Here is a 21,834-nt window from a genome sequence, read left to right as displayed (position 1 = left end):
AATGAGCAGTCCCCTTCTCAACGCGACAGTGATGGTCGGCGGATCCATCTGCCTGGCGTACAACGTTGCCACACAGGTAGGCACGCTCGACAATGAACCGAGCGCACGCTGGCGACAGGTACTCGGATCGCGCTGGATTCTCCGCACTGGTGTGACGATTTTCGCCGCAGGATTGATCATAAGTTTGACTGCCGCGATCATCGAAGGATCATGAAGTCGGTGAGGTGGCGTAGCTGACATCGAAGGATTGCGGGCGCGGCTCAATGGAGAGTCGCGCCCGCTAGCCGATCCGCGCCCGAAGCGCCTCAGCGAACCCCGCCTTTCCCTGCGCTTCGTAAAGGCCGATCGCCTGCTCCCAAGCCTTGGCTGCCGCAGCGCGATCCGAATGCACCAAAGCGTCGCCGAGGATCTCCCACCCGCGGGCTTCGCGATCGGTGTCGCGGCCTTGCTGGGCGGTGACGACCTCGGATCGCGCGTGGACGGCGGCGTTGTCGTAGTCGCCGAGGCGGAGGTGGACCTCGGCAAGGTTGTGGTGGATGAAGCAGAGGATGTTGGTGTCTCCGGCGTCGGCGGCGATGCGGCGGGCGTACTCGAGTTCGCGGATCGCTTCCTCGTGTCGCCCGAGTTCTCCGAGGCAGGTGCCGATGTTGACGTGGGCCACCGCACCGTTCTGGGGATTGTCGGCGTACTCGGGGATACTCAGGGCGCTGCGGTGATGTGCGATCGCCTCCTCCGGGCGTCCCTGCGAACCGAGGGCGGCTCCGATCGAGACGTGACAACGGCCCAGCCCGACGCGGTCGCCGATCCGTTCGCACAACGCCAAGACTTGGCGCAGTTCGGCCAGTTGCTCGTCGTGGCGCTGGACTGCGCCCAAATAGGAGCTGAGGGCTTCGCGGACCCGGGCCTCGGAGACGCCGTCGGCGAGGGTGATCGCCGCCTCGAGCGCAAGCTTCAACACGGTTTCCTGCTCGTCGACGCGATGGGTGGCGCGGAAGAAGAATCGCAGATGGTAGGCCAGCTGCCAGGTTTCGGTATGCCGATCGAGCCGGGCCAGGTGAACCACGGTCGCAACCAGGTTCTCCGATTCGCGGTTCAGCCACTGGACGGCCTCGGCCCGGGTGGCGAACCGCTGCGCGTACGGGGATTCGGCGTCGGAAACGTAATGGGTCAGCGACCGGCCGGCCGACAGCAGGATCGAGGACTGGTACGCCATGTCCAAGTACGCGTCGACCAGCCGCTGGAAGCCGTCGTCGTCGCCGGGCAGCGTCGCGGCGTACTCCTGGACGAGGTCGTGCAGGCTGACCCGGCCGGCAGTCTCGTTGATGAGGTGGACTTTGGCCAGCTCCGCGAGCGCCGGTTCGGCCGGTACGCCCAACAGGGTCGACGCGCTCCACGGTGTATGCGACGGCTGTTGCGCCCGGCCGAAGTGGGCGAGCAGGCGGGCGGCGTCGGAGTCCAGCCGGTCGACGCTGACCTGCAGGCTGGCCGCCACGGCGAGGTCGCCGGCGGACATCTCGGCCAGCGGCGTACCGGTCTGGCGGAGCGCCCGTACCAGCGCGGCCGGAGTCAGCGCCCGGTCGTCGAGGAGCCGGGCGGCGAGGACGCGTACGGCCAGCGGCAGACCGCCGCACACGTCCAGCAGCTCCTGGACGGACTCGTCGGAGGCGGCCACGTCCGTGCCGAGGATCGTCCGCAGCAGGGCCAGACCGTCGTCGGCGTCGAACAGCGGAAGATCCACGTGGTACGCGCCATCGAGCGCAGGCAGTGTACGCCGGGAGGTGACGATGGTGGCATTGCCCGAACCGCTCGGCAACAGCGGCCGGACTTGGGCCTCACCCTGTGCATTGTCGAGGACGACCAGCAGATGCCGCCCGGAGGTGAGCGTGCGATACAGCCCGAGGCGCTCGGCCGGATCGTGCGGAACCTCTGCCGCCGGTACGCCCATCGCCCGCAGGAATCCGCCGAGGACCGTGTGCGGCTGAGCAGCCTCCGCGTCGGTGCCGCGCAGGTCGATGAACAGGCAGCCGTCAGGATGCGCCGGTGCGGCCTGAGCCGCTGCCGTGACGGCCAGCGACGTCTTGCCCAGGCCGCCCAGGCCGCGGATCACGACGAGAGCCGCAGGCTGGGTGAGCTGCGCGGCGATCGTCTCCAGTTGCTCCTGCCGGCCCACGAAAGTCGCCGGGATCGGGGGCAGCTGGCTCGGCACGACGCGCGTGGCCGGAACCTGCCTGCCGCTTTCGCCGAGCAGCTCCCGGTGGACGGACTGCAGGTGGGCACCCGGTTCGATGCCCACCTCTTCGACCAGCCGGGCGCGGGTGGCTCGGTAGCGGGCGAGGGCCTCGGCGCGCTGCCCGCTGCGATTCAGGGCGATCATGAGCTGGCCGATCAGCCGTTCGCGGAGCGGATGCTCGTCACAGAGCGCACCGAGCTCGGTGACAATCTCGTGGTGCCGGCCGAGCTCCAGCTCGAGGTCGAACAGCCGCTCGGCGACGGAGAGCCGTTCGTCGATCAGGGATTCGCGGGCGGCCGTGACGAAGTCGCCCGTGATGCCGCCCAGCGGCGGCGGTCCCCACAGCCCCAACGCCGTACGCAGCAACTCGGCTTGGCGATGACGAGGCAGGTTGGCGGCGGCCCGGTTGACGCCGTCCCGGAAGGCGGCCAGATCCAGGTCGTCGGGGCCGACCGTCAGCAGGTAACCGGCGGGACCGCTGGTGATCGGGTCGGCTCCCGCTGCGCGTAGAAGTGATCGGATGCTCGACACCGCGACCTGGACCTGCGTCTTCGCCGTCGACGGCGGGTGCTCGCCCCACAGCGCCCGGACGATCCGCTCGACGCCGACCGGCGTACCGGCGTGGAGTAGCAGGTAAGCGAGGACCGCCCGGCGCTGAGCCCGCGAGATCGTGAGGTCTTTGCCGTCCACGGCGACGCCGACGGGACCGAGGACGGTGAAGTACATGCGCCGGATCGTATTCGTCTCGGTTCAGCGGGCGGCAGCGCCCCGGATCGCCGTGAGCCAGGTACGCATCTGCGACCGGGGCACCGCGGCCACGACGTAGACGGCCATTCCGGCTGTTCCGGACACGGCGAGTTGTGCGTACGCGTTGCCGCTCGTGACCGCTGCGATGGCGAGCGTCACCGCAGCGCACAGCAGCCCGGCGAACAGCGGCCGAACGAGCGAGCGGGGGATCGGATCGAGGCGTACGCCGGCTCGGCGCAGGGCCATGACCGTCAACGGGATCGCCACGGCGACGCCGACCGCCGCTTCGGCGACGGCCACCCCGCGACCGCCGTCGAGCTGCGTACCGAGCCAGAGGGCGGGCAGGAGAGCGGCGGTCCAGCCGACGTTGATCAGCAGCGTCCAGCGCGTCGCGCCCGTGCTCATCAGGACGTCCATGGCGATGCCCGTCAGCATGCGTACCACCATGAGAATCATGAGGAACCGCAGCGGACCGGTGGCGGGCAGCCACCGTGCGCCGTAGAGAAGCGTGACCATCGGCGCGGCCAGGACCGCGACGAGCACCGCGATCGGGACCAGACCGAGGACCATGAGCGGAATGACCCGCTGTACGCCTTGCGAAAGCGAGTCGGAGTCCTTTTCGGACAGTCGCGCGAAGCTGGGCAGGGCGACGTAGCGGATCGCCGAGCCGATCATGCCGGGCGCCCAGCTGGAGATGCTGTACGCGAGCAGATAGAAGCCCAGCACGGTGGCGCCCATGAAACGGCCGAGCACCACCTTGTCGGCCTGTTCCAGCACCGATTCGATGCCGAGGCCGGCCGCCAGGGGCAGCCCGTACGCCATGAGCCGCTTGGCGATCGCGCGATCGATGCCGAGCTTGACGGGCAGCCTCGCCCAGCAGAAGACCAGTACGCCGGTCGTGACCGACGCTGCGACCTGACCACCGGCCAGGGCGAGCGCGTCGGCCCCGCCGATCGCCAGGCCGATCCCGGCGACCCCGTTGGCCAGCGTCCCCGCCAGGTTGGCCTGGATGTACCGGCGTTGCTGGAACGTCCGCAGCAGATACGCGCTGCGGACGGCGGTGATGCCGTCGACCAGGATCGTCAGCGTGAACAACCGGATCGCCGTCGTCGCGGCCGGTACGCCGGACAGCTCGGCGAACACCGGGGCGAAGAACCAGAATCCGGCGTAGAGGACGGCGCTGAATCCGGCGGCGATGGTGGACGCGGTCGGCGCGATCTCCTCCAACCGGCCGCGCCACTGGATGACGGCGGGGATGAGCCCCAGGTCGTTGATGTGGATCACGAGTTGGGTCGCCGCCAGCGCGACGGCGTACGCACCGAAGTCGTCCGGCACGAGCAGCCGGGCGAGGGTGAGCGAGGTGGCGAACGAGAGCAGTTTGACGCCGACGTTGCCGGCCAGCCCCCAGCCCAGGCCGTGTGCTGCCTTGCGGCCGATCGTCCCGGCGTCGTTGGGCGGGCTCTCGACAGTCGTATCGGTCACAGCGTCCCCCGTTCCCGGTCGGAGCGTGCTTGCCGACTCTACGGAGGCGGCCGGGGACGAATCGGGTTCCGACAGCTTTCTTACAGAGGCTTCATCGACTTCAGCCGTCTCGTCGGTCGGCTCGTCAGTCCATGACCGGTTTGCTCCGGGTGAGAGCGGTCGTGCCGTGGAGGAGGAATTGTCCGCCCGCCTGCTCGGCGACGCCGGCACCGAACAGGGCACCGGGTGTGTAGGCGCCCGGCCGGCCCTCACCGCGGGCGAGGTTGGCGGCCACGGTGGCTGCTACCGACGCGGTGTAGGCCATGGCTTCGCCAGCGCGCAGCCAGCCCTCGCGGCGGGTGCCGTCAGCCCAGGTGACGACCGCATGCCCCCAGGAGTAGGTGCGCGGAGCCGGGGTCTCCTTCATCTTGGCCTTGGCGATCTGGCCGAGCGCGAAGCGGCGCAGCGGGGCGATGGACAGCAGCTTCCCGGCGAGCGGGGCTACGGCCCGTACGGCGAGCGAGGTGGGGGCCAACCCGGTGGTCACGGTGACGGACGGGGCGTTGCTGGCCCGGTGGGCGGCGATGAGTTCGGCGCTGGGTGCGCCTGCAGACTTGGCCTGCTCGCCATCGGGCAGGGTGAGGTTCTGCAGGTCGGCGCCGAGGCGTGCCGGGACCAGGCGCCCGTCGGTGTAGCGGCGGCCACCCGTGGTGAACATGTCGATCATCGAGGTGGCGAAGGCGGCGCCGACGACGCCGGCGCTGAGGGAGGCCGAGGCCACGGCGTCGACGCGTACGGTGGCGGGGGCCGGGCGGTCCTCGCACAGCTGGATGACGACGGCCTCCGTGGCCAGCACACCGAAGCCGGAGCCGGTTACCAGGGTGCTGCCCGCCTGTTCGGCTTCCTGGTGCAGGTCGAGCAGACGGGGGACGGCTGTGAGGTCCGCGGCCAGGTCGAGGTAGTGGCCGCCGGGCAGGCAGGCCCGGGCGATGATGGAGGCCGTCTCGGCGTAATTGCCGATGCCATTGAAGACCACGGCAGGTCGCTGCCGAGTGATCTCGGCCGCGATGCTGTCGACGCCGTCGACAATGACGACACGAGAGCCGAGATCCGCAGCGATCTTGCGCAGCCGGTCTCCGTCGCTCTCGCGTCCGACCAGAACGGGCTTGAGTCCCTGAGCGGCGAGGTTCGCCGTGACGGCACCTCCGATGCGCCCTGCGGCGCCCAGAATCCAGATCTCTCCGGATCGTGTGGTGTGCGTGGTGTCGGTCATGAGCTTGCTCCTGTCGTTCTGTGGATGCAGCGGTCGCCCGCCCAACAGTGATGTCTCACAGTGTCATCACAATGCTAGCACCCGATGACACAGTGGGACATCACTTGCTATCGTCCGACTATGGGTAGATGGGATCCGGGAACCGAGGAGCGCCTCACGCAAGCGGCGCTCGAGCTCTACAAAGAGCATGGATACGACAACGTGACCGTGACGCAGATCGCCGAGCGGGCCGGGATCACCCGCCGCTCGTACTTCCGCTACTTCCCCGACAAGCGCGAGGTCCTGTTCGCCGGCTCGGAACGGCTGCCCGCCGTAATCCTTGAGAAGGTCCTCGCTGCTCACCCGGATGCCTCCCCGCTATCCGCAGCCCTGGAGGCCCTCGCCCAGATCGGCGCCACCCTTGCCGAGCACATCGACCGCACCGCCGAACGCCGTGCTGTGATCGCCTCCAGTCCAGAGCTTCAAGAGCGGGAGCGCACCAAGCTCGCTGCGGTCACGAGCGCGATCCAGGACGCACTCCTGCAACGGGGCGTCGACGACGACAACGCGAAACTGGTGGCGCAGATCGCCACCATCGCATCCCAGAACGCCCTCGACCGCTGGTCTGAGGGGCACGGCGAGAAGGACTTCGCGACCTGCCTCCACACTGTCGCCGTGTCGCTCCGGAACGTGCTCACCGAAGGCATCGACAGCAGCCGCTTTGAGTGAGAACTCCAGTAGTCGGCTGTACGGAGTGCTGCCGGTCCGACTGTCGCGGTACTGCTGCTGGCCGCTGATCGCCATCCCGAGGCGCTTGTCGCCACGTTCGAGCCGCTCGAACTCCGTAAGTACATCCCGAAACCCCGGCGAGTCATCGACATGGACAGCGAGTATCCGGACGGTGCCGACGACGGCTGGCGGCCAACCGAACCAGATTGACGACGTTCGGGTTCGATCGCCGCTGGATCCAAGGCCCGCGCCAAACCCGGCGAGCGCGACGGCAGGTTCGCGTCAGCGTTGCGCCGTCCTCGAGAAGCCCGTGACGAAGCGGCGCTGCCAGGGCGTCTCGACGGCGCGAGGGGAGTAGTGCGCCCGCACGTACGCGACGGCTTCTCCAACTGGTACGCCGTCCAGCACAGCCAAGCACGCGAGTGCGGTGCCGGTGCGACCGATGCCGCCGCCGCAGGCGACTTCGACGCGTACGCCGTCGCTTCGGAGCCAGGCGTCCCGCAGCGCCTCACCGGCGTCGGCGCGATCGATGGGCAGCCAGAAGTCCGGCCATCGAAGCCATCGGCTCTCCCAGGCGGTTGCGTCTGGCCGACGACCGAGCAAGTAGAGCCCGAAGTCGGGCAGCGGCCCCGGTGGGAGCGGCCGGCGCAGCCCACGGCCCCGGATCAGCCGGCCCGACGGCAGCCGCAGTACGCCCTCAGCGCCGGGATTCCAGGTGTCCGCCACCGGCCGAGCGTAGCCGGATAGGAAATTTGCGGGACACGCATCTTTGCGGGACGCGCACTTTTGTGTACGCTGGACTCCATGGGGCTCCGTGAACGCAAGAAGATCGAGACCAGGGCGGCACTCAGCTGGGCGGCCATCCAACTGGTCGTCGAGCGGGGCTTCGACAACGTCTTGGTGGAGGACATCGCCAACGCCGCCGGCGTCTCTCCGCGTACGTTCAACAACTACTTCTCCAGCAAGGCGGAGGCGGTCACCGCCCGGCACCTCGACCGCGCGGTGAAGCTGGCCGAGATCCTCCGGGAGCGCCCGGCCGATGAACCACTGTGGACGGCCATCCGCAAGGCCGTGCTCGCGCAGCTTGAACCTGGTCCGGAGGTGCTCGATCACCCGGTCGGCGATCGGGAGCGCTGGGCGACGGGCGTCCGGTCGATGATGGCCGCTCCTGCCCTCCAGGCAGAGTTCCTCCGCGCGAGCTCGATCGCCGAAGCCGAAGTGGCGGCCGCTGTCGCCGAGCGGACGAAGACCGCCGTCGGCCGGGACCTCTACCCGAGCCTGGTCGCCGCCGCCGTCAGCGCCGCCGTAACCGTGTGCCAGCAGCAATATCTGCACGACGACGCGCAGACCGACATGGCGGTTCTGTTGACCGAGGCGCTCGACCTCGTCGAGGCGGGCCTGCCCGACCCGAGCGCCTGACCCTTTCCGTACCGGCACGAACCGTCCCGCACTCCGGCCCCTGTGCCTGAGCTGCGACGACGGGCGATCCCTCCTACCCGTGAACGGGAGATTTGTCATGGAAGACGTCATTATCGTGGGTGGCGGTCCCAACGGGCTCATGCTCGCCTGCGAACTCGCGCTGGCCGGCGTACGGCCGATCGTGGTGGAGAAGCTGACCGCGCCGCGCACCGAACAGCGTGCCAACGGCATGGTCGGCCAGATCGTGCGGATGATGGATCGGCGCGGCCTGTTCGAGCGCCTCGCCGGAACGCCCGGCCCGCCGCGCCCCGCACCACAGTTCATGTTCGCGGCGTACCCCATGCCCTTCGGCGAGCTGCCGGACAACCCCGTCTACGTCCAGCTCGTGCCGCAGGCCAAGGTCGAGCAGGTGCTCGCCGAGCGCGCGGCCGAACTCGGCGTCGAGATCCGGCAGGGTCACGAACTCGTCGGACTGTCCGCATCGGACGAATCCGTGACGGCCTCGCTCGAAGGGCCCTCCGGTCCGGTCGAGCTGACCGCGCGCTATCTCGTCGGCGCGGACGGCGGTCACAGCCCTACTCGCAAGCTCACCGGCATCGGCTTCCCCGGGATCACCAACGACCGGACCGTCAGCCGGACCGCCAACGTCGGCGTACCAGCGGAATTTCGCGACCCGAGCGGCGGCCTGATCGTGCCGGGCTACGGCGTGATCCCGCCATTCCGGCACACCCGGACCGAGCACGGCCTGGTCACCTTCGCGGCGTTCCCGGACGGGCGGATGATCCTGAGCGTCTCGGAGCATGCCGACGTCGACGAGACGCAACCGATGAGCTTGGCCGAGCTGACGGGCGCGTTCCGCCGGGTGGTCGGCGCGGACGCGCCGGTCGAGGAGCCGCCGACACCCGGGCTCCTGCGCCGCGTGGTCGGCGGCAACACCCGGCTCGCCGAACGCTACCGGGCCGGACGTGTGTTCCTCGTCGGCGACGCCGCCCACGTGCACTCGGCCATCGGCGGCAACGGCCTCAACCTCGGCCTGCAAGACTCGGTCAACCTGGCCTGGAAGCTCGCGGCCGACCTCCGCGGCTGGGCTCCGCCCGGCCTGCTCGACACCTACGAGCTCGAACGCCGTCCGGTCGCGGAGAAGGTGACCATGCAGACGACTGCGCAGGGCGTCCTGGTGGGTCCCGGCCCGGAAATCACCGCATTGCGTACGCTTTTCGGCGAGCTCTTGCGCGAACCCGTTGCACTGCAACGCATCGCCGACCTCATCTCCGGAGCGGACATCCGGTACGCCGAGATGGGCGCATGGGCGCCGGACTTCACCGTGGACGGCCGGCGGCTGGCCGAGCTGACCCGCACCGGGCGGCCGTTGCTGCTCGACCTGACCGCCGACGCTCGCCTCGCCGCAGTGGCCGATCCGTGGCGGGACCGGGTGGAGATCGTCACCGGCACGAGCACTGACACCAAGGCGACCGGAATGCTGTTGCGGCCGGACTGCTATGTGGCCTGGGAGTCGCAGGACGCCCAGCCGGACGTCACGACGTTGACCGCCGCGCTGACGCGGTGGTTCGGTCCCGCCCGCTGACTCCTACCGCGGATCATTCGAAGGCAGGCGGACGGACTAGCCCGGTCTGGTACGCGATGACGACCAGCTGGGTGCGGTCCCGCGCGTGCAGCTTGGTCATCGCCCGCTGGATGTGCGTACGCACGGTGAACGGGCTGACGAACAGCCGGGCGGCGATCTCGTCGTTCGACCGGCCCTCGGCAGCCAGCGCCATCACCTCACGCTCCCGCACGGTGAGGGCGGCCAGCTGCCGGGTGGAGCCCATCGTCGGGGTTACGGACAGGAACCGGCTGATCAGAGCCTTCGTTGCCGTCGGCGAGAGGAGCGCCTCGCCGGCTGCGACCGTGCGGATGCCGTCGAGCAATGCATCAGCCGAGACGTCCTTGCCGAGGAACCCGCTCGCCCCCGCGCGCAGGGCCTCCGCGACGTACTCGTCCGTCTCGAACGTCGTGAGGATGAGCACGCGAGTGGCGGCGAGGTCGGGATCGGCGCAGATGGCGGCGGTGGCCGCAAGCCCGCTGGTGCCGGGCATGCGGATGTCCATCAGGACCACGGCCGGGCGAAGCGCGCGGGTCACAGCGACCGCCTCGTCGCCGTCGGCGGCTTCCCCGACCACCTCCAGGTCGGGGTTGGCTTCGATGAGCATACGGAAGGTTGCGCGCAGCAACGCCTGGTCGTCGGCGAGAACGATGCTGATCGTCATGGCAGGACCGGCAATTCCGTGACCACGGCGAACCCGCCGTCGGGCTGGGGACCGGCTTCGACCCGGCCACCGGCCGACCGGGCGCGTTCGCGCATCCCGATCAGGCCGAAGCCGTCCGGCGTCACGGTGGATATCGCATACCCGGCGCCGTTGGTGACCGTGATGGTCAGCCGGACGTCGTCGTACGCGAGCCGGACGCACGCGGTTGGGGCGGTGGTGTGCTTGCTGACGTTGGTGAGCGCCTCCTGCACGATCCGGTACGCCGTCAAATCGACGCTGGGGGAGAGCTGCCGCTCTCGACCTTCGACGGTGACCTCGACGGTCAGCCCGGCGGAGGCGAACGCGGCGGTCAGCTCGGGCAGCCGCCGCAGCCCGGGGGCGGGTTCGAGGGGCGAGCCGGTCTCGCCGGGTTCCCGCAGGACGCTGACGGTGGCCTTCAGCTCGCGCAACGCGGCGGCGGTCGTGCCGGTCAGCTCCTGCAGAATCCGGTGGGCCTGATCAGGGCGGCTGCGGGCCAGAAAGGCCGCCGTTCCGGCCTGGGCGTTGGCCAGGGCCAGGTGATGGGCGACGACGTCGTGCAGATCCCGGGCGATGCGTACGCGTTCCTCGGCGACGCGATGGCGGGCCTCCTCTTCCCGGCTGCGCTCGGCGTACTCGGCTCGCGCCGTGACCGCTGCGACGTAGTCGCGGCGGTGGCGGACGGACTCGGCGATGGCGATGGGCAGCAGCAAGAACAAGACAGTGCTCAGGATCGTCAGCGGCCACGGATAGTCGTACGGGTAGCCGCCCAACTCGGCCGGCACGATGATCACGATCGCGGCCGCCGCCAAGTACCAGCGGCTGGTCCGGCCCGGCATACGCAGATCGAGGTTGTAGAGCGCGACCATGACCGGAGCGAGGAGAACCGGCGTGATCAAGTAGCCGAACCCGCCCGCGGCACCCGCGCAGATCGCGGTGATCACGACGACGGCGCGGGGATGGCGCCGCCGCCACAGCAGCGCCAGCGCGCCGGCCGTGGCCAGCGGAACAGCCGAGAACGAGTTCAGGTTGTCGGTGTTCGACAGCGCGCTGTTGAGGACGGCCGGGCCCGCCGCCGCGCACAGCAGCAGCACGACGAGGGCCAGGTCGACGATCCGGGGATTGTCCTGCGCATACTGCCGCCAGTTCATCGTTCTAGCATGCCCTCGGGTTGCCGAGTGGATCCGCCAGGCGCTCCGCCGGGCTCTCTGCCGGGCTCGCTGATGGCTGCTTCGGCGGGTTCGAGATGAACCCGGGGTAACCGCCGGCTGAGCCGGCGCGGCAGCCACCAGTTGGCATCGCCCAGGATGAACATGATCGCCGGGACGACGGTGAACCGGATCAGGAACGCGTCCAGCGCGACGGCGACGGCGAGACCGACGCCGATCTCCCCGAGGAAACGCTGTCCGCTGAGCACGAACGAGCCGAAGACCGCGATCATGATCACTGCTGCACCGGTGATGATGCCGCTGACCCGTCCCATGCCCTCGTGCACCGCCCGGGTGTTGTCGCGGTGGGCGTACCACTCCTCTTGAATGCGGCTGAGCAGGAACACCTGGTAGTCGGTCGACAAGCCGAACACGATGGCGAACATCATGACCGGCAGCGCGAAGTTGATCGGCCCGGTCGACAACCCGGTCCAGCCGAATTGGAACACCGCGATGGTCACGCCCAGGGCGGCGCCGATGGACAGCAGGTTCATCACGGCGGCGGTGAGCGGGATGGCCAGCGAGCGGTACAGGACGAGCAGGACGAGGAACCCGATGGCGACGACTACCGCAACAAATGGCACCAAACGGCTGCCCAGCAAAGAAGCGAGATCGATGAAGGTCGCGGTCGGCCCGCCGACGTGCACCGTGACGCCGGTGTCTGCGACGGCCCGGGGAAGGACGTTGTCTCGCAGCCGGTGGACCAAATCGGCGGTGGCCGCGCTCTGCGGCGAGTCCGTGGGGTAGACCTGGAAGACCGCCGCAGTACCGGCCGGGTTCGTCCGAGCCGGGCTGACCGAGCTGACCCCTTCGTCGGCCGCGACCGCGTCGATCACCTGCTGCGACGCCGTCGCATTCGACGACCCCGGCAGCTCCACGACGAGGGTCAGCGGGCCGTTGACGCCCGGGCCGAAGCCTTCGGCCAGCAGGTCGTACGCCTTGCGCGTAGTGCTGCTCGGCGGGTTGGCGCCGGCGTCGTCGTTGCCCAGCCGCATGTTCAGCATCGGCAACGCCAGGACGACCAGAACCAAGATCACCCCGGCGGCGAGCGGCCACCGAGCCCGCCGTACGAGCCGCGCCCAGGCGTCGAGCCGAGGGGAGATCGCGGCGGATCCGGCCGGACGACGCCCGGGCACCCGCAGGCTGTCGACCCGGCGGCCGAGCAATGAAAGCACCGCAGGGAGCACCGTGAGCGCAGCAGCCATCGTGAACGCCACCTCGATCGCGGCGAGCACGGCGATCCCGCTGGTGATGCTCACGTTGAGCAGCAGCATCCCGAGCAACGCGAGCACGACGAGGCCCCCGGCGAACAACACCGCCCGTCCGGAGGTGTTCACCGATCCGATGGCGGCCTGTTTCGGATCTCGACCTTCGGCGAGCAGAGCCCGGAATCGAGACACGATGAAGAGCGAATAGTCCACGCCGACGCCCAGAGCGATCATGAGCGCGATCGCCTCGGTCGCGCTGTTCACGTCCAGGACGTGGCTGACCAGCGCGTTCACGCTCATCCCGCCCGCGATCGCGACCAATGCGGTCAGGATCGGCATCAGCATCGCGGTCACCGACCCGAACAGCACCAGCAACACCAGGACCGCGGCTCCGAGGCCGAACGCCGTGGCCAGGCCCGGTCCCGCCGACTCGGTCCGCTGGATCGCCTGCCCGCCCAGCTCCACCTGCAGCCCGTCCGCGCGGGCAGCTCCGGCCGCGTCGATCACCGCGGAGATCGCCTCCACCGGCAGGTCGTTCGCCTCGGCGTCGAACGTCACCGACGCGTACGCCGTGTGGCCGTCGCCGGAGATGCTCTGGCCGCCCGGGGCGTACGGGTCGGTCACCGCGGCGACATGCGGGAGCCGGGCCACCTCCGCGAACACCGCCTGCATCCGGCTCCGGACCGCAGGGTCGGTGACCTGCCCCGGGTCGGTGCGGAAGACGATGCGATCGACATCTCCAGCGGTACGCGGAAACTCCCGCTCCAGCACCGCTCGTGCGTCCTGGGAGTCATAGCCGGAGAAGCTGAAGCTGTTGGTCTGCACCGCGCCTCCGGCGGCCCGGGACACCACCGCCAACGCCACCACCAGCAGCACCCAGCCACCGATCACCCACCACCGGTGCCGCACCGACCACGCCGCGAACGTCTGCATCTGCCACTCCTGTCCGAAACGGTTACCCGCCCAGACTCGCGTCCGCTGAGCCTCCGGTCGTCGTGCGTCTGCTGACATTCGGCGTACTGAAATCGCAGTAGCGCCGCAGCTAAACTGCCTGGCATGGCGGAGACGAAGATCGCCGAGGTGATGGCGGACCTGGCCGCGCTCGAGGATCCGAAGGCGCGCGCGGTGAACGTCAAGCACGGCGACGACCACGGCGTGAACCTGTCCCGGCTACGGGCGCTCGCAAAGGACCTCAAGACGCAGCAGGCGCTCGCCTTGGAGCTGTGGGCCACGGGGGACACCGCCGCCCGGCTGCTGGCGCTGCTCGTCTGCCGCCCGAAGGCGTACAACCGGGATGAACTGGACGCCATGCTGCGCGAGGCGCGTACGCCGAAAGTCCACGACTGGCTCGTGAACTACGTAGTGAAGAAGAGCCCGTACGCGGAAGAGCTCCGGCTGGCGTGGCTGGCCGATCCCGACCCAGTGGTGGCGAGCGCGGGCTGGGCGCTGACTACCGAAGGGGTGGCGAAGAATCCGGTGGGCCTCGACCTGCCGGGCCTGCTCGACGTCATCGAAGCCGACCTGAAAGACGCCCCCGACCGGCTGCAATGGGCGATGAACCACTGTCTGGCGCAGATCGGCATCGACCACCCCGAACTGCGTACGCGGGCCATCGAGATCGGTGAGCGCCTGGAGGTCCTGAAGGACTATCCGACCCCGCCGAACTGCACGTCCCCGTACGCCCCGATTTGGATCACCGAAATGGTGCGCCGGAACGGCGGATGATCGTCACAGCGCCGTGGCGTACACCGTCACGGGCAGGCCGGATCGGGACAGCGCCGTACGCTCGAACGGCAGCCCGATCTTCTCCGCGACCCGCTGCGACGGGCGGTTGTCCGGCCGGATGATCGCGATGAGGCGCTCGGCCCCGACGACGTCCCGCGCGAAGTCCCGGCACGCCGCAGCCGCTTCCGTGGCGTACCCGTGTCCCTGCAAATCCGCGCGGACGTGATAGCCGACCTCTAGCTCGACCACACCCTCGATTTCTTGCGGCGTGAGCCCGCAGTCGCCCACGAACTCGCCGCTGTCGCGCATCGTGACCACCCACAGCCCGTAGCCGTGCTCCCGGTAGAGCCGCTGGTTCCAGTGGATCCAGTCGAGCGCCTCGGCCCGGGTCTTCGGGCTCGGATAATGGCGCATCACGGCCGGGTCGCCGAGCAGCGCGGCCATGTCATCAAGATCGTCGGCAGTCATCGGCCGGAACGCCAGCCTCGACGTGGGCGCGGGCACCCGTGGGCTAGTCATTCATCGTGACCTTCCGTTCTGGTCAGGTGGTGGCATCGCGTCGATGGGTCTAGTCCCAGCTGAAGACGCGTACCGTCTCGTCGCCAGTGGGCTGGGTCGCGAGGTAGGTGCGGTGGGCGGGTTCGTTGTCGTGGTCGACGGGCACCCACATGCCGGTGCAGCCGCGGGTGGCGGCGAGGTCGCGCAGGGCCTGGACGAGGGCGCGGCCGATGCCCTGGTTGCGGTGGGCCTCGTCGACGCCGAGTTCGGACAGGAACATCTCGGTGCCTTTGTCGGGCATGGTGGTCTCGACCCCGACGATCATGCCGACAGCGTCTTCGCCGTCGGTGTAGGCGACGAGCAGGTGGTGGCCGTCGGCGTCGAGGAACCGGCGGGCGGCGGCGGGTTGGACGGGCCCGTCGAACAGGGGTTCGGCGGCGTTGATGTCGGCCAGGCTGGTCGCGAGGCGGATCTTCATGGGGCTCATTATCGGATCGGCGAAGTGCACGGTCGAACGGTTTGCGGCGCTGGGCGGTCCCGCCGGTTGCGTCGGCGGGACCGCGTACGCTCACGGCATCGCGGTCGCGGGGGCGATTCCCTGGCTGTAGAGGCTGAACACGACACCGGCGGTCTCTTCCAGCTGCCGGGCGCGGCTCAGCCCGCCGATCGTGGCCGGCGTACCGCCGAGGTCAGTGACCAGGCGATCGGCGATCTCCAGCGCCGCCTCGTCGTCACCGCACATCGTGACGACCCGTGGCTTCTCCTGCTTGGTCAGCCACATCTGACCGGCGTACAGGTGCAGGGCTTTGACGACGTCGGCTCCGGACTTCTCGGCGATCAGCTCGGCCGTCGATCCGGTGGCCATCCGGTGTACGCCGGTGCCGTAGTCCAGCGGATTCGTGCAGTCGATGACCGGTACGCCCCGGAGCGCACCCTGCGATCCGCCCGCCAGTTCGATCATGTCCGGTACGCCGTCCCACGAGACGGCCATCACGACCGCATCCGCGCCCGCAGCCGCCTGACCGGGCGAGGCCGCCGTCGCACCCACCTGTCGAGCTAGTTCCGCCGTCTTGTCGGCAGAGCGGCCGGCGACGGTGACGGTGTGTCCCGCCGCGATCCAGACCTGTGCCAACGCCGACGCCATGTTCCCCGTGCCGAGGATCGAGATCTTCATGCCGACGACGTTAGGCAGCCGGTTCCTACCGATCGGTGGGAACGATGGTGGCACCATCTGGTGCATGGGAACATCCGCGCGCGGCGCCGACTGCTACGACTTCGTGGCCGATTGCCGGATTCGGGCGGTCACCGACCTGCTATCGCACAGCTGGGATCCGGTGGTTCTCGTCGCGCTGCGCCAGGGCCCGCATCGTCGCAATGCGCTGATCACCGCGATCGGTGATGTTAGCGACAAGGCGGTCACCGAGTCGCTGCGCCGCCTGACGGCGAGCGGGCTCGTCATGCGTACGCCGGACTCGACGCCGCGCAACGTCGAGTACGACCTGACGGCGTTGGGGGCGTCCCTCGTGCACGGGCCGCTCGCCGTCATCGGCCAATGGGCGATCGACCACGGCCACGAACTGGTCAGCTGAGCCCCTGCGCCAGCCCGATGACGATGCCGGCCGGGCCCCGGAAGTAGACGAGCAGGAAGACGTCCTCGAACCGGGTGATCTCGCCGATGAGCTCGCCGCCGTGCTTACTTAGCCGGGCGACGGTGTCCTCGATGTCGTCGACGGCGAACATCAACCGATGCAGGCCGACCGTGTTCGCCGGAGGCGCGGCCGGCTCCGGCCTGATCATCTCCGGCCGGTGGTACATCATGAACTCGATCCGGCTGCCGCCGTCCGGCGTACTCATCATCGCGATCTCGGACCGCGTGTCTTCGAGGCCGACGGTCTTGGCGGCCCACTCCGCCTCGATCGTCATCCGCCCTTCGAGCACCATGCCGAGCTCGGTGAAGAAGGCGATGGCGGCGTCGAGGTCGTCGACCACGATGCCGACGTTGTCCATCCGCTTAATCGTCATGGGCTGAGCATAAGATCCGCGGCATGGCTGATCGGAAGCACGGGCACGCGCCACCACCGACCGAGTCGACCGTCCGGGGACTCGACTGGTACGGCGAGGACCTCACCGGTCAGACGCATACCCGGGTCGCCTTCGTCGAGGTCGACCTGACCGAGGCGGTCGGGCAGGGCGCGACGTTCACCGAGTGCACCTTCCGGGGCGTGAAGTTCAACGCCTCGGCGCATACCGATTCGGCCTTCATCAATTGCACGTTCACCCAGTGCGGCTTCTTCGACGTCGACTTCACGGGCTGCAAGCTAGTCGGCAGCATGTTCGACGGCTGTGCGTACGAGCTGATGACGGTCACCGGTGGGGACTGGTCGTTCGTCGGCCTGCCGGGCGCGGATCTGCGTCGGACGAAGTTCGACGGCGTACGCATGCGGGAAGCCGACCTCACGGGCGCACGCCTTGACGGTGCGAGTTTCCGCCGCGTGGACCTGTCCGGCGCCTGGCTGGCCAAGTCCAGCCTGATGGCCTGTGATCTGCGCGGCAGCGACCTGACCGCGCTCGATCCGCTGACCGTCGAGCTCGCCGGGGCGATCATCGACTTCGATCAGGCCTGCGTCGTCGCCACTCGGCTCGGCCTGGACGTCCGCGCCGACTGACCATCCGAGCGTGATCCACATCCCGGAACGTGTCGAATGGGAGCCCGAATTTGACACGTTCCGGGATGTGGATCACAAACCGGATCACAAACCGTCCTGATAGGACAGCGTCAGTGGTTGGGCCGCCCGGAGCTGATGTCGGCCAGCGCCGAGTGCGGGTCCCGTTCGACCGCCATGTCGCCGAGCGAGACGACGCCGACGAGACGTCCGTTCTCGGTCACTGGAAGACGGCGGATCTTCTTGCCGCGCATCAATTCGACGACCCGCTGCGTGCCGTCCTCCGGCGTCACGGTCACCAGGTCCGTGCTGCACACCTCGCCGACCGGGGTGGTCAGCCCGCGGCCCTCGGCGATGGCCCGGACGATGATGTCGCGGTCGGTCAGGATGCCGATCGGCCGTTCGCCATCGGTCACGATGACGTCGCCGATGTCGTAGTCCCGCATCATGGTCGCCGCGCCGATCAGTGTCTCGCGCGAGCTGATGGTCACCGGTTCCCGGGTCATCACCTCATGAACACTTTGTCCGTTCATGTCCCGTCCTTCCTCCTCTCGGATGCTGACCGGGTACCCGCGTCACCCCGGGCTACTCCTCAGATCCGGTCTGGTCATGCGGAGCGGTGACCGGTTTGGACTGCGGCGAACCGTGCTGGCGCAGCACGACCGAGAGCAGCACCAGAGCGCCGACGGAGAAGAATTCGCTCTGCCAGTTCTGCATGGATTGAAACCAGAACTCGGCCGTCCGGGCGAACTGCCCGAGGCTCACCGGCGCTGCGCCGGTCTCCAGCTTCTGTTCCTCGTTGTACGCCGCGGTGCCGGCGATCAAGTGCCCGAGGAAGCTGAGCGCGAAGAATCCGAGCAGCACGATGGCAAGACTGTTGCGGTAGAGCAGCTGCCGCCAGCCGCCGCCTCGGGACCAGCCGGGGGAGTCGGCGGTGGCGTTGTCCGGATCGTCACCGGGACGGTCCTTGCCGTCCAGCGACTTGGACTCGGGCGACCCCCGCTGCACCAAGTACGCCGTCAGCAGCACATAAGCGCCCAGCTGCAGAAACTCCGACTCCCAGTTCTCCAGCAGCGCCTCGCCGAAGTGCCCCGAGCCGAGGTACGCCCAGAAGCTGTCGGCTGCCGCCCCGGCCTGGGCCAGCTGCTCGTTGCGTACCCGCCAGCCGGCCAGCGCCTGACCGGTCACGAACACAACGAACGCGCCGAACGTCACCAGGGACAGGCTGTTCGACCAGAGCCACCGGCGCCTTGCCTTCACCGGGTGGGGCTACCCGGAGCACGAAGTTCGCAAACGGGTCAGCCGGGGTCAGGCCGGGGAGAGCAGGCAGAACTCGTTGCCCTCCGGGTCGGTGAACACCTTCCACGAGATGGCACCGCCGAGATCGACTTCGGTGGCTCCGAGGTTGCGCAGCCGGTCCGCCTCCGCCTCGGGGTCGTCCCCGGGGTACGGGCGGACGTCGAGATGAACCCGGTTCCACACCGTCTTGACGTCGGGAGTGCGAAGGAACTGCAAGTACGGGCCGACGCCCGCCGACGAGCGGAGCACCGCGCTCTGGTCGTCCACCTTGTGAACCGGCCAGTCCGTCGCCGCGCCCCAGAAACGGGCCATCGCCTGGGGATCAGCGCAGTCGACCACGACCGACGCGATCGGGCCGGTCTCGGCGTACAGCGAGTCCAGCACGCAGAACTCGTTGCCCTCCGGGTCGGCCATCACGACCCACGAGACGTCGCCCTGGCCGATGTCGATCGGCCGGGCGCCCAGCTCCGTCAGGCGCGCGACCGTCTCGGCCTGGTGCTCGGCCGAGGTGCTGGCGAGATCCAGGTGTACGCGGTTCTTCACGGTCTTGGGCTCGGCGGAGACGACCAGGTCGACGACGACGGCGACCGGATCCGGGTAGACGTAACCGCCTTCGGGCAGGAGGTTGGTCACGCCGGGCTCCTCGTGGTCGACGCCCCAGCCGAGTGCCTCGGCCCAGAAGGCGCCCAGCTTGACGTCGTCGTGCGCCTTCATGTTGATCTGTACCAGCCTCGTTGCCATTCCGACGACTCTAGGCGCTGGTCACAGCCTTCATCGAGGCGGGTACTCCACCTCGCCGCCCACGATCGTCGACTGGACCCGCGTACGCAGGACGGCGGCCGGCGAGTCGGCGAAGGGATCGACGTCGACCGCGATGAAGTCGGCCAGCCGGCCCGGGGCGAGCACTCCCTTGTCGTGTTCTTCGCTCGCGGCGTACGCGGCTCCGAAGGTGTGCGCGCGGACCGCCTCGGCCATGGTGATCCGCTGCTCCGGCTGCCAGCCGCCGGCCGGCTCGCCGTTCGGCCGCGTCCGGGTGACCGCCGCGTACAGGGCGGGGAAGGGGTTCGGGTCCTCGACCGGAGCGTCGGAGCCGAAGGCGAGCGGCACGCCCGCGTCGAGCAGGCTGCGCCAGGCGTACGAGGCGAGGTCGTGCCCGGCCAGCAGCGAGTCCACCAGGTCGAGGTCGCTCGTGCAGTGCACCGGTTGCATCGATGCGACGATGCCGAGGCGCGCCATCCGGGCGACGTCGGCGGGCTGCAGATGCTGGGCGTGCTCGATGCGATGCCGTAGCCCGGCGGTCGGCCCGATCTCCTCGTACGCGTCCAGCACAAGGTGGTTGGCCTGGTCCCCGATCGCGTGGGTGGCGACGGCGATCCCGGCCTGCGCCGCCGTGCGGAACAGGCGTACCAGCTCCTCATAGGGCTGCACCGCGATGCCCCGGTCGCCGCCGGTCATCGGCCGGCTGGTGTGACACGTGTGGGAGCCGAGCGCGCCGTCGCTGAAGACCTTCAGCGGCCCGATGCGATACCGGTCGTCGCCCTGCCCGGTCCGGCGGCCCTCCGCGATCGCCTGCTCGAGATGCTCCAGCCGGATGGCCTTGTGGACGCGCAGCTTCAGATCGCCGGCCGCCTTCATCTCCAGGTACGCCCGATGGCAGTTTTCGCCGTCGATGTCGTGCACGCTGGTGATGCCGAGGGCGAGCAGCTTCTCCTGCCCGATGCGCAACAGCCGGCCGAGGTCGGGGGCGGAGGTGAACGGGCGCAACGGATGCGCCGCCGTCTCCCGGAGTATGCCGGTCGGCTCGCCCGAGGCGTCTCGCACGATGTGCCCGCCCACCGGATCCGGCGTCGACGCGTCGATCCCGGCCAGCCGCAGCGCCGCCGAGTTCACCCAGGTCGTGTGGCCGTCGACGGTGGGTAGCGCGACCGGGTTCGCCGGGCACACCGCGTCCAAGGCGTACCGGTCGGGTTGCATCGGAACGTCCCACACGTTGCTGTTCCAGCGTCCGCCCAGCAGCCATTCGCCGGGACTCAGCCGAGCGGCGCGTTCGGCCACCAACGCCTGCGCCTCGGCCAGTGAACGGGTGCCGGCCAGGTCGACCGTCGTCAGGCCGTGTGCGTACTGGGCGGTGTGGATGTGCGCGTCGTAGAACCCGGGAAGGACGGCCGCCCCGTCAAGGTCGACCAGTTCGGCCGCGGGACCGGTGGCCGCGCGTACCTCTGCTTCGGAGCCGACCGCCGTGATCCGCCCGTCTGCGACCGCGATGGCCTGCGCAGGCGGGCGGCCTCCGACGCCGGTGTGGATGACGGCATGACGAAAGACCCGGATGCTCATGCGACCACACCGTACGCTTTTCACGCCGTTGTGATCACCCGGCCGGAGACTGAATCACCGAGCCGGAGGCTCCAGCGACCGCCAGAGACGAGCCTCGACGCGCCGGTTCCACCGATTCGCGCCGATGGCGACCGCGCCGAGCCACGCCAGCGCCAGCAGCCACCCGCCGATCACATCGCTCGGATAGTGCACGCCGAGATACACGCGGGACAGTCCCACGAGAACCGCGAAGACGACCGCCGCCGACCAGACCGCCCACCGGACGGCGACGTTCCTCGTCAGCATGCTGATCAACCAGGCGAGCAGGCAGAAACCCACCAACGATCCGGTGGTATGCCCAGAGGGAAAGGAGAAGCCCGTGACCGGGACGGCCTGGTTCGGCGGATTCGGCCGCGGCCGGGCCACCAGCACCTTGATCAGGCTCGTGAGCAGATGTATGCCGCCCAGCCCGACGAGGGCCAGCACGACCGGCTCCCACGACCGCAGTTGCCAGGCCACCACGATCGCGGCAAGCGCCACCAGCGGGACGAGCACCTTGGCGTCGCCCAGCGTCGTGATCGCGATCTGCACCGTCGTCAACGCGGGCGCACGGTGCGCGGCCAGCCAGTCGACGGTCGGCCGATCGATGACGGTCAGGTCGTCGGCGTCCCCGACGGCGTCGAGGACCTCGACGAACAACGCCGCCAGCGCCAGGACCGCGAAGATCCCGGCGACGAGCACGAGGATCTCCGCGGTCAGCCAGCGCGTCACGCGTTCTCGCCAGATCACGGATAACC

23 protein-coding genes are annotated in these 21,834 nt (G+C 69.2%); 7 read left to right on the top strand and 16 right to left on the bottom strand.

From position 1 onward, the window contains the following. Position 1 precedes the first annotated feature (1 nt). Entirely contained in the window at positions 2 to 214 is a 213-nt protein-coding gene (locus HOV77_RS21815) for a hypothetical protein (RefSeq protein ID WP_290864473.1), read from the top strand. 66 nt (positions 215 to 280) lie between these two features. Here HOV77_RS21815 and HOV77_RS21810 read toward each other — a convergent pair whose 3' ends face one another. The 3 genes from HOV77_RS21810 to HOV77_RS21800 form a co-directional block, all read right to left on the bottom strand. Next, complete coding sequence (locus HOV77_RS21810; protein WP_290864472.1) at positions 281 to 2,956, bottom strand: BTAD domain-containing putative transcriptional regulator; 2,676 nt, start codon at positions 2,954 to 2,956, stop codon at positions 281 to 283. Positions 2,957 to 2,980: 24 nt separating this feature from the next. Next, complete coding sequence (locus HOV77_RS21805) at positions 2,981 to 4,459, bottom strand: oligosaccharide flippase family protein (protein WP_290864471.1); 1,479 nt, start codon at positions 4,457 to 4,459, stop codon at positions 2,981 to 2,983. 124 nt (positions 4,460 to 4,583) lie between these two features. Next, entirely contained in the window at positions 4,584 to 5,711 is a 1,128-nt protein-coding gene (locus tag HOV77_RS21800) for a saccharopine dehydrogenase NADP-binding domain-containing protein (RefSeq protein ID WP_290864470.1), read from the bottom strand. 84 nt (positions 5,712 to 5,795) lie between these two features. Here HOV77_RS21800 and HOV77_RS21795 point away from each other — a divergent pair, with 84 nt between their 5' ends. Beyond that, positions 5,796 to 6,419: a TetR/AcrR family transcriptional regulator gene (locus tag HOV77_RS21795; RefSeq protein ID WP_290864469.1), complete on the top strand. Its 624-nt coding sequence runs from the start codon at positions 5,796 to 5,798 to the stop codon at positions 6,417 to 6,419. 282 nt (positions 6,420 to 6,701) lie between these two features. Here HOV77_RS21795 and HOV77_RS21790 read toward each other — a convergent pair whose 3' ends face one another. Further along, positions 6,702 to 7,145: a protein phosphatase gene (locus HOV77_RS21790; protein ID WP_290864468.1), complete on the bottom strand. Its 444-nt coding sequence runs from the start codon at positions 7,143 to 7,145 to the stop codon at positions 6,702 to 6,704. Between the two features lie 78 nt (positions 7,146 to 7,223). On the opposite strand from HOV77_RS21790, the gene HOV77_RS21785 reads away from it, so the two are divergent. Together HOV77_RS21785 and HOV77_RS21780 are read left to right on the top strand one after the other, a co-directional pair. After that, positions 7,224 to 7,838, top strand: a complete 615-nt coding sequence (locus HOV77_RS21785) for a TetR family transcriptional regulator (RefSeq protein WP_290864467.1) — start codon at positions 7,224 to 7,226, stop codon at positions 7,836 to 7,838. Positions 7,839 to 7,935: 97 nt separating this feature from the next. Beyond that, a complete protein-coding gene (locus HOV77_RS21780; RefSeq protein ID WP_290864466.1) occupies positions 7,936 to 9,423 on the top strand; it encodes an FAD-dependent monooxygenase in 1,488 nt (495 codons plus the stop codon). Between the two features lie 13 nt (positions 9,424 to 9,436). On the opposite strand, the gene HOV77_RS21775 is transcribed toward HOV77_RS21780, so the two are convergent. The 3 genes from HOV77_RS21775 to HOV77_RS21765 are packed head-to-tail and all read right to left on the bottom strand — an operon-like array spanning position 9,437 to position 13,472. Then, positions 9,437 to 10,105: a response regulator transcription factor gene (locus HOV77_RS21775; RefSeq protein WP_290864465.1), complete on the bottom strand. Its 669-nt coding sequence runs from the start codon at positions 10,103 to 10,105 to the stop codon at positions 9,437 to 9,439. After that, entirely contained in the window at positions 10,102 to 11,274 is a 1,173-nt protein-coding gene (locus HOV77_RS21770; protein WP_290864464.1) for a sensor histidine kinase, read from the bottom strand. Before HOV77_RS21770 ends, HOV77_RS21775 begins: the two co-directional genes overlap by 4 nt. Further along, positions 11,271 to 13,472, bottom strand: coding sequence for an MMPL family transporter (locus tag HOV77_RS21765; RefSeq protein WP_290864463.1), 2,202 nt, complete (start codon positions 13,470 to 13,472; stop codon positions 11,271 to 11,273). Before HOV77_RS21765 ends, HOV77_RS21770 begins: the two co-directional genes overlap by 4 nt. Before the next feature lie 123 nt (positions 13,473 to 13,595). On the opposite strand from HOV77_RS21765, the gene HOV77_RS21760 reads away from it, so the two are divergent. Then, positions 13,596 to 14,264: a DNA alkylation repair protein gene (locus tag HOV77_RS21760; RefSeq protein ID WP_290864462.1), complete on the top strand. Its 669-nt coding sequence runs from the start codon at positions 13,596 to 13,598 to the stop codon at positions 14,262 to 14,264. Between the two features lie 3 nt (positions 14,265 to 14,267). Here the strand turns inward: HOV77_RS21760 and HOV77_RS21755 are convergent, their stop codons facing one another. The 3 genes from HOV77_RS21755 to HOV77_RS21745 all read right to left on the bottom strand — a co-directional run bounded on the left by HOV77_RS21755 (position 14,268) and on the right by HOV77_RS21745 (position 15,993). Continuing rightward, positions 14,268 to 14,783 carry a GNAT family N-acetyltransferase gene (locus HOV77_RS21755; protein WP_290864461.1) on the bottom strand — a complete coding sequence of 172 codons (516 nt, stop codon included), beginning with the start codon at positions 14,781 to 14,783 and terminating at the stop codon, positions 14,268 to 14,270. 49 nt (positions 14,784 to 14,832) lie between these two features. Continuing rightward, positions 14,833 to 15,240: a GNAT family N-acetyltransferase gene (locus HOV77_RS21750; protein WP_290864460.1), complete on the bottom strand. Its 408-nt coding sequence runs from the start codon at positions 15,238 to 15,240 to the stop codon at positions 14,833 to 14,835. 90 nt (positions 15,241 to 15,330) lie between these two features. Then, positions 15,331 to 15,993: an NAD(P)-binding domain-containing protein gene (locus HOV77_RS21745; RefSeq protein ID WP_290864544.1), complete on the bottom strand. Its 663-nt coding sequence runs from the start codon at positions 15,991 to 15,993 to the stop codon at positions 15,331 to 15,333. A 7-nt stretch (positions 15,994 to 16,000) separates the two neighbouring features. Between HOV77_RS21745 and HOV77_RS21740 the strand changes: the two genes are divergently transcribed. Continuing rightward, positions 16,001 to 16,351, top strand: a complete 351-nt coding sequence (locus HOV77_RS21740; RefSeq protein WP_290864459.1) for a helix-turn-helix domain-containing protein — start codon at positions 16,001 to 16,003, stop codon at positions 16,349 to 16,351. On the opposite strand, the gene HOV77_RS21735 is transcribed toward HOV77_RS21740, so the two are convergent. Further along, positions 16,344 to 16,784, bottom strand: coding sequence for a VOC family protein (locus HOV77_RS21735; protein ID WP_290864458.1), 441 nt, complete (start codon positions 16,782 to 16,784; stop codon positions 16,344 to 16,346). The two genes, HOV77_RS21740 and HOV77_RS21735, sit on opposite strands and share 8 nt — an antisense overlap. Before the next feature lie 23 nt (positions 16,785 to 16,807). On the opposite strand from HOV77_RS21735, the gene HOV77_RS21730 reads away from it, so the two are divergent. Then, the gene (locus HOV77_RS21730; protein WP_290864457.1) at positions 16,808 to 17,428 is read left to right on the top strand and encodes a pentapeptide repeat-containing protein; all 621 of its coding nucleotides are present in this window, start codon (positions 16,808 to 16,810) and stop codon (positions 17,426 to 17,428) included. Between the two features lie 110 nt (positions 17,429 to 17,538). Here HOV77_RS21730 and HOV77_RS21725 read toward each other — a convergent pair whose 3' ends face one another. Genes HOV77_RS21725 through HOV77_RS21705 form a run of 5 tightly spaced genes read right to left on the bottom strand, consistent with a single transcriptional unit; the run spans position 17,539 to position 21,808 of the window. Next, a complete protein-coding gene (locus tag HOV77_RS21725; protein ID WP_290864456.1) occupies positions 17,539 to 17,958 on the bottom strand; it encodes a CBS domain-containing protein in 420 nt (139 codons plus the stop codon). Positions 17,959 to 18,010: 52 nt separating this feature from the next. Then, positions 18,011 to 18,685, bottom strand: a complete 675-nt coding sequence (locus tag HOV77_RS21720; RefSeq protein WP_290864455.1) for a DUF6766 family protein — start codon at positions 18,683 to 18,685, stop codon at positions 18,011 to 18,013. A gap of 48 nt (positions 18,686 to 18,733) precedes the next feature. Beyond that, a complete protein-coding gene (locus HOV77_RS21715; RefSeq protein WP_290864454.1) occupies positions 18,734 to 19,465 on the bottom strand; it encodes a VOC family protein in 732 nt (243 codons plus the stop codon). A 30-nt stretch (positions 19,466 to 19,495) separates the two neighbouring features. Beyond that, entirely contained in the window at positions 19,496 to 21,058 is a 1,563-nt protein-coding gene (locus tag HOV77_RS21710; protein ID WP_290864453.1) for an amidohydrolase, read from the bottom strand. Positions 21,059 to 21,112: 54 nt separating this feature from the next. Continuing rightward, positions 21,113 to 21,808, bottom strand: coding sequence for a phosphatase PAP2 family protein (locus tag HOV77_RS21705; protein ID WP_290864452.1), 696 nt, complete (start codon positions 21,806 to 21,808; stop codon positions 21,113 to 21,115). Positions 21,809 to 21,834: the final 26 nt, after the last annotated feature.

The sequence above is a fragment of the Hamadaea sp. genome (assembly GCF_013362815.1).
Classification (GTDB): Bacteria; Actinomycetota; Actinomycetes; order Mycobacteriales; family Micromonosporaceae; genus Hamadaea.
The sequence above is the reverse complement of the archived record's forward strand: the minus strand, read 5'-3'. Positions and strand labels throughout refer to the sequence as shown.

What these genes read in the sequence shown, in the direction of transcription:
- HOV77_RS21815 (WP_290864473.1), top strand. Translation starts at nt 2, where the DNA reads ATGAGCAGTCCCCTTCTCAACGCGACAGTGATGGTCGGCGGATCCATC.
- HOV77_RS21810 (WP_290864472.1), bottom strand. Translation starts at nt 2,956, where the DNA reads ATGTACTTCACCGTCCTCGGTCCCGTCGGCGTCGCCGTGGACGGCAAA.
- HOV77_RS21800 (WP_290864470.1), bottom strand. Translation starts at nt 5,711, where the DNA reads ATGACCGACACCACGCACACCACACGATCCGGAGAGATCTGGATTCTG.
- HOV77_RS21795 (WP_290864469.1), top strand. Translation starts at nt 5,796, where the DNA reads ATGACACAGTGGGACATCACTTGCTATCGTCCGACTATGGGTAGATGG.
- HOV77_RS21785 (WP_290864467.1), top strand. Translation starts at nt 7,224, where the DNA reads ATGGGGCTCCGTGAACGCAAGAAGATCGAGACCAGGGCGGCACTCAGC.
- HOV77_RS21780 (WP_290864466.1), top strand. Translation starts at nt 7,936, where the DNA reads ATGGAAGACGTCATTATCGTGGGTGGCGGTCCCAACGGGCTCATGCTC.
- HOV77_RS21775 (WP_290864465.1), bottom strand. Translation starts at nt 10,105, where the DNA reads ATGACGATCAGCATCGTTCTCGCCGACGACCAGGCGTTGCTGCGCGCA.
- HOV77_RS21770 (WP_290864464.1), bottom strand. Translation starts at nt 11,274, where the DNA reads ATGAACTGGCGGCAGTATGCGCAGGACAATCCCCGGATCGTCGACCTG.
- HOV77_RS21765 (WP_290864463.1), bottom strand. Translation starts at nt 13,472, where the DNA reads ATGCAGACGTTCGCGGCGTGGTCGGTGCGGCACCGGTGGTGGGTGATC.
- HOV77_RS21760 (WP_290864462.1), top strand. Translation starts at nt 13,596, where the DNA reads ATGGCGGAGACGAAGATCGCCGAGGTGATGGCGGACCTGGCCGCGCTC.
- HOV77_RS21755 (WP_290864461.1), bottom strand. Translation starts at nt 14,783, where the DNA reads ATGACTAGCCCACGGGTGCCCGCGCCCACGTCGAGGCTGGCGTTCCGG.
- HOV77_RS21750 (WP_290864460.1), bottom strand. Translation starts at nt 15,240, where the DNA reads ATGAAGATCCGCCTCGCGACCAGCCTGGCCGACATCAACGCCGCCGAA.
- HOV77_RS21745 (WP_290864544.1), bottom strand. Translation starts at nt 15,993, where the DNA reads ATGGTGCCACCATCGTTCCCACCGATCGGTAGGAACCGGCTGCCTAAC.
- HOV77_RS21740 (WP_290864459.1), top strand. Translation starts at nt 16,001, where the DNA reads ATGGGAACATCCGCGCGCGGCGCCGACTGCTACGACTTCGTGGCCGAT.
- HOV77_RS21735 (WP_290864458.1), bottom strand. Translation starts at nt 16,784, where the DNA reads ATGACGATTAAGCGGATGGACAACGTCGGCATCGTGGTCGACGACCTC.
- HOV77_RS21730 (WP_290864457.1), top strand. Translation starts at nt 16,808, where the DNA reads ATGGCTGATCGGAAGCACGGGCACGCGCCACCACCGACCGAGTCGACC.
- HOV77_RS21725 (WP_290864456.1), bottom strand. Translation starts at nt 17,958, where the DNA reads ATGAACGGACAAAGTGTTCATGAGGTGATGACCCGGGAACCGGTGACC.
- HOV77_RS21715 (WP_290864454.1), bottom strand. Translation starts at nt 19,465, where the DNA reads ATGGCAACGAGGCTGGTACAGATCAACATGAAGGCGCACGACGACGTC.
- HOV77_RS21710 (WP_290864453.1), bottom strand. Translation starts at nt 21,058, where the DNA reads ATGAGCATCCGGGTCTTTCGTCATGCCGTCATCCACACCGGCGTCGGA.